This window comes from Dietzia sp. DQ12-76 (assembly GCF_014145045.1).
Taxonomy (GTDB): domain Bacteria; phylum Actinomycetota; class Actinomycetes; order Mycobacteriales; family Mycobacteriaceae; genus Dietzia.
Window position 1 is genome coordinate 999 of record NZ_JAALDV010000312.1, and the last position, 4,191, is coordinate 5,189.

At 67.7% G+C, this 4,191-nt stretch carries 4 protein-coding genes and 2 pseudogenes; 3 read left to right on the forward strand and 3 right to left on the reverse strand.

The genetic code is table 11. From position 1 onward, the window contains the following. Positions 1 to 195, forward strand: a pseudogene (locus G6019_RS17355) (TIGR03086 family protein); the annotation flags it as partial. 11 nt (positions 196 to 206) lie between these two features. Here G6019_RS17355 and G6019_RS11080 read toward each other — a convergent pair. Together G6019_RS11080 and G6019_RS17675 are read right to left on the reverse strand one after the other, a co-directional pair. After that, positions 207 to 401 carry a ferredoxin gene (locus tag G6019_RS11080; protein WP_182613335.1) on the reverse strand — a complete coding sequence of 65 codons (195 nt, stop codon included), beginning with the start codon at positions 399 to 401 and terminating at the stop codon, positions 207 to 209. A 56-nt stretch (positions 402 to 457) separates the two neighbouring features. Further along, positions 458 to 1,957, reverse strand: a complete 1,500-nt coding sequence (locus G6019_RS17675; protein ID WP_182627599.1) for a fatty acid desaturase — start codon at positions 1,955 to 1,957, stop codon at positions 458 to 460. 215 nt (positions 1,958 to 2,172) lie between these two features. Between G6019_RS17675 and G6019_RS11090 the strand changes: the two genes are divergently transcribed. After that, positions 2,173 to 2,646, forward strand: a complete 474-nt coding sequence (locus G6019_RS11090; protein ID WP_182613336.1) for a DUF4442 domain-containing protein — start codon at positions 2,173 to 2,175, stop codon at positions 2,644 to 2,646. Positions 2,647 to 2,717: 71 nt separating this feature from the next. Then, a complete protein-coding gene (locus G6019_RS11095; protein WP_107755476.1) occupies positions 2,718 to 3,917 on the forward strand; it encodes a TerC family protein in 1,200 nt (399 codons plus the stop codon). 5 nt (positions 3,918 to 3,922) lie between these two features. Here G6019_RS11095 and G6019_RS17110 read toward each other — a convergent pair. Beyond that, positions 3,923 to 4,191: pseudogene (locus G6019_RS17110) on the reverse strand (hypothetical protein); the annotation flags it as partial.

Here is a 4,191-nt window from a genome sequence, read left to right on the forward strand (position 1 = left end):
CAGGGCATCGACCTGCCGTGGGGCGAGGAGCTCGAACGCGCCGTCCTGGACTTCGTCCGGGCCGACCTCGCCGACGACCCGGCGCCGGAGTTGTTCGCCGCCCCGGTGCCGGGCTTCGACGACCCCGGGGTCCCGCCCCGGCACGCCGCTCTCGCGCGCACCGGTCGGGACCCCTCGGCCTGGCCGGCACCGTAACCGGCCCCGGCCTACCCGGTCTCGCGGAGCGCCGCCATCGGGCACTTCTCGATGGCCTTGCGGGCCCTCTTCTGCAGATCCTCCGGAACGTCCTCGACGAGGAGGCGGACCACCTCGTCGTCGTCGCCCAGGGCGAAGACCTTCGGGGCGAGTCCGACGCACACCGCCTGACCCTCGCACCGGTCCGGATCGATCGAGATCTTCATGGGTTACCTCCTGAAGGGAACGCTGGGAACACTGGGAACACGGGGAACGAGGGGGATCAGCTCACCGGGACGAAGTCGACCTTGTCTCGGACACCACAGTCCGGGCACTGCCAGTCGTCGGGGATCTCCGACCACGGGGTGCCGGGGCCGAAGCCCTCCCGCGGCTCTCCGAGCGACTCCACGTAGTGGTGGCCGCAGTTGGGGCAGGCATAGGTGCCGATCGGCGAGACGGCACCGCGGACCGCGTTCACGTCGGGCTCGGGATCCAGGACGGCGGTCGCCGTGGCGGACGGAGTCGTGGACGCATTCGACGCGGCGCTCGTCCCGGTGGCCGACGGAGCGGAGTAACGCGCGAGGATCCGCTCCCGCTTGGACGGCTGGATGTTGGCGCGGGTGACGTCGCCGTCGTAGTGCTCGAGGACCCGGTGGTCCATGATCCTGCGCCAGAGCGGCGGGACGTAGGCCACCACGATGAGCGCGGCGTACCCGGCGGGCAGCTGCGGGGCGTCGTCGGTGGTGCGCAGCACCTGGTAGCGGCGCATCGGGTTGGCGTGGTGGTCCGAGTGACGCTGCAGGTGGTACAGGAAGATGTTGGTGACCAGGTGGTCGGAGTTCCACGAGTGCTCGGGCCGGCAGCGCTGGTAGCGACCGCTGTCGAGCTTCTTGCGGCGCAGTCCGTAGTGCTCGAGGTAGTTGACGACCTCCAGCAGGCTGAACCCGTACACCGCCTGCAGGATCAGCCAGGGCAGGACCTCGAGGCCGAAGGCGGCGGTGAGGGCACCGAACAGGACCACGGTCATGAGCCAGGCGTTGATGTTGTCGTTACGCAGGCTCCACGGGGACTTGCCGAGGCGAGCGAGACGATTCTTCTCCAGCTCCCAGGCCGAGACGAGGGAGCCTGCGACGCTGCGCGGCAGGAAGGCCCAGAACGACTCGCCGAGACGTGAGCTCGCCGGGTCCTCCGGGGTCGCGACACGGGCGTGGTGTCCACGGTTGTGCTCGATGTAGAAGTGGCCGTAGGCGGTGGTGGCCAGGGCGATCTTGGAGAGCCACTTCTCGGAGTTCTCGATCTTGTGGCCGAGCTCATGAGCGGTGTTGATGCCGATGCCCCCGGCGATCCCCACGGCCCAGGCGATACCGATCTTGGCCACCAGGCCCAGCCCGCCCTCGTGGCCGAAGAACGACAGGTCGTCCGCGGTCCACAGATAGCAGGCCGTGATCAGGGCGGCGTACTGCACCGGGATGTACAGGTACGTACACCAGCGATAGAACGGATCGGCCTCCAGGCGTTCGATGACCTCCTCCGGCGGGTTCCGCCCGTCCACCCCGACGACCATGTCGAGCAGGGGGATGAACACGAACACGACGAAAGGCGCGACGAACCAGGCCACCACGGCGGCGGTGCCCCACCCGGCGTGGGAGAACCACGAGAACAGCCCGAGCGAGATGAACAGGGCGCCGGCCGGGATGAGCCCGAGCAGCCACAGGTATCGCTTGCCGTCAGTCCAGGGGTACGGCTGAGCCGCGGTCTCCTCTGTCTGGAGGTCGGTGTGCATCTGGAGGACTCCCTCGGTCGAACCCGGCGGCGTGTGTCGCACGCCACGTGATGCGTCCAACGTAGACAAACCACCGCCGTTTGTCTAGACAGCGGGGCTGATTTTGTCCACGGCTCGCCGCCATCGGGTCTCCGCGGTCGCCCGACCAGGGCTTCCACGCCCCGCCGGCGGGATCACCTGATTGAACTGACTCGCGGGTAAGTTACGATCTGGGCGTGCCCAAGACGCTGCTGCACCGATACACCTCCAGCCCCCGGGCGTTCCCTCTGCTGGCCTCCCTCTACCCGCCGCTGCTCGGCTCCGGCATCCGCATCCGGCACGTCGCCCCGGACTGGAGCCGCGGGGAGCTGAGCATGCACGTCGCGCCGTGGACCGCCAACACCAACGGCACCGCGTTCGGAGGCGCCCTGTTCGCCGCGACCGACGTCCTCTACGGGGCACTGCTGTCCGGCCAGCTCGGTGGCGGCTACCAGGTGTGGACCAAGAGCGCGACGATCGATTTCCGGGCTCCCGGCCGGGGCAGACTGCGGTGTATGGTGGACGTCCCCGGCCCCGAGGCCGACGCCATCAGGCAGCAACTCTCCGAGCGGCCGAGCACCAGCGTCGTCCACACGGCGGTGGTGACGGACAGCCGCGGCGCGACGGTGGTGGAGGCGCAGCACACGATGTGCGTGCGGCGGAAAAACTGACCTGGGGCGATTCCGGTGGAGGCGCGTAGGATAATCCGGTCACTCGGCCTTCCTCGGAAAGGACACCCCCGTTGGGAGCCTCCCCGCTCGCCTGGACCCTCGCGGTCTCACTCATCGTCGCACTGCTGCTGTTCGACTACTTCTTCCATGTCCGCAAGGAGCACATCCCGACGCTCAGGGAATCGGCCATCTGGTCCGCCCTGTACGTGGGCATCGCGATCGCCTTCGGTTTCCTGGTGTGGATCTTCGGCGGCACTCAGATGGGCGTGGAGTACTTCGCCGGGTACATCACCGAGAAGGCCCTCTCGGTGGACAACCTGTTCGTCTTCCTGCTTCTGCTGACCAGCTTCAAGGTCCCCCGCGCGGGGCAGCAGAAGGCGCTGCTGTTCGGCATCGTGTTCTCCATCATCGCGCGGACCGCCTTCATCTTCGTGGGCGCCGCTCTGCTCACCGCGTTCAGCGCGCTGTTCTACGTGTTCGGCATCTTCCTCATCATCACCGCGGGCCGACTCCTGGCCGAGGATGACGAGGACGACGACGCGGACAACGTCGTGGTGCGCCTGGCCAAGAGGTTCATTCCGGCGACCGAACACTACGACCACGACAAGCTGTTCACAATCGAGAACGGCAAGAAGGTCATGACGCCGATGATGATCGTCATGGTGGCGATCGGCGGCACCGACATCATGTTCGCGTTGGACTCCATCCCCGCGATCTTCGGTCTGACCCAGAACGTCTTCATCGTCTTCACCGCGACCACGTTCTCCCTGCTCGGTCTCCGCCAGCTGTACTTCCTGTTGGACGGCCTCCTCGACCGTCTCGTCTACCTCAAGTACGGCCTGGCGGCGATCCTGGGCTTCATCGGCGTGAAGCTGGTCCTCCACGCACTCCACGAGAACAACCTGCCGTTCATCAACCAGGGCGAGCACGTCGACGTGGTGGAGGTGCCCACCTACCTGTCGCTCGGCGTCATCGTGGCGGTCCTCGTGGTGACGATCGTGGCCTCGCTGGTGAGCCCGGCCGGTAAGGCTCTCACCGTCCTCGGCAACCTCAGGCGGCACTCGCACGAGTACCTGAACAAGAACTTCACCGACGACCCCGTCGAGCGGGCCAAGTTGTGGGCCAAGATCCTCGAGAACGAGGACAAGCTCAAGACGATCGACCGGAAGTACTTCGGAACCGAGGGCGACGTCTGGGAGCTCGAGCAGCTACTGCGCCGGGTCTGGGACGATCACGCGCGCTATGAGCGCGCCACGGACTACACGCGCTGACGGGACTACGCGCTGCGTACGGCCCAGATCCCGAGCGGATCAGCGACCGGCTCGCCGAGGAGCGGTGGAAGCAGCGTGGTCCCCGGCCACCAGGATCTCAGGGCGGGCAGCACGCCGCCCGCGTCCGATGGCACGGTGCCCACCTGCGGACGACAGGCGTTCGCGGGAGCGGAGGGCCCCCGTACGACGAGGATCGTCCACCCGGCCCGACACAGGGCGACCAGGTGACGCTCGGCCCCGGCCCCGGCCGCCGGGCTCGTCCCCGCCCCCGACG

Coding starts and splice junctions, on each gene's coding strand:
- G6019_RS11080 (WP_182613335.1), bottom strand. CDS start 401: ATGAAGATCTCGATCGATCCGGACCGGTGCGAGGGTCAGGCGGTGTGC.
- G6019_RS17675 (WP_182627599.1), bottom strand. CDS start 1,957: ATGCACACCGACCTCCAGACAGAGGAGACCGCGGCTCAGCCGTACCCC.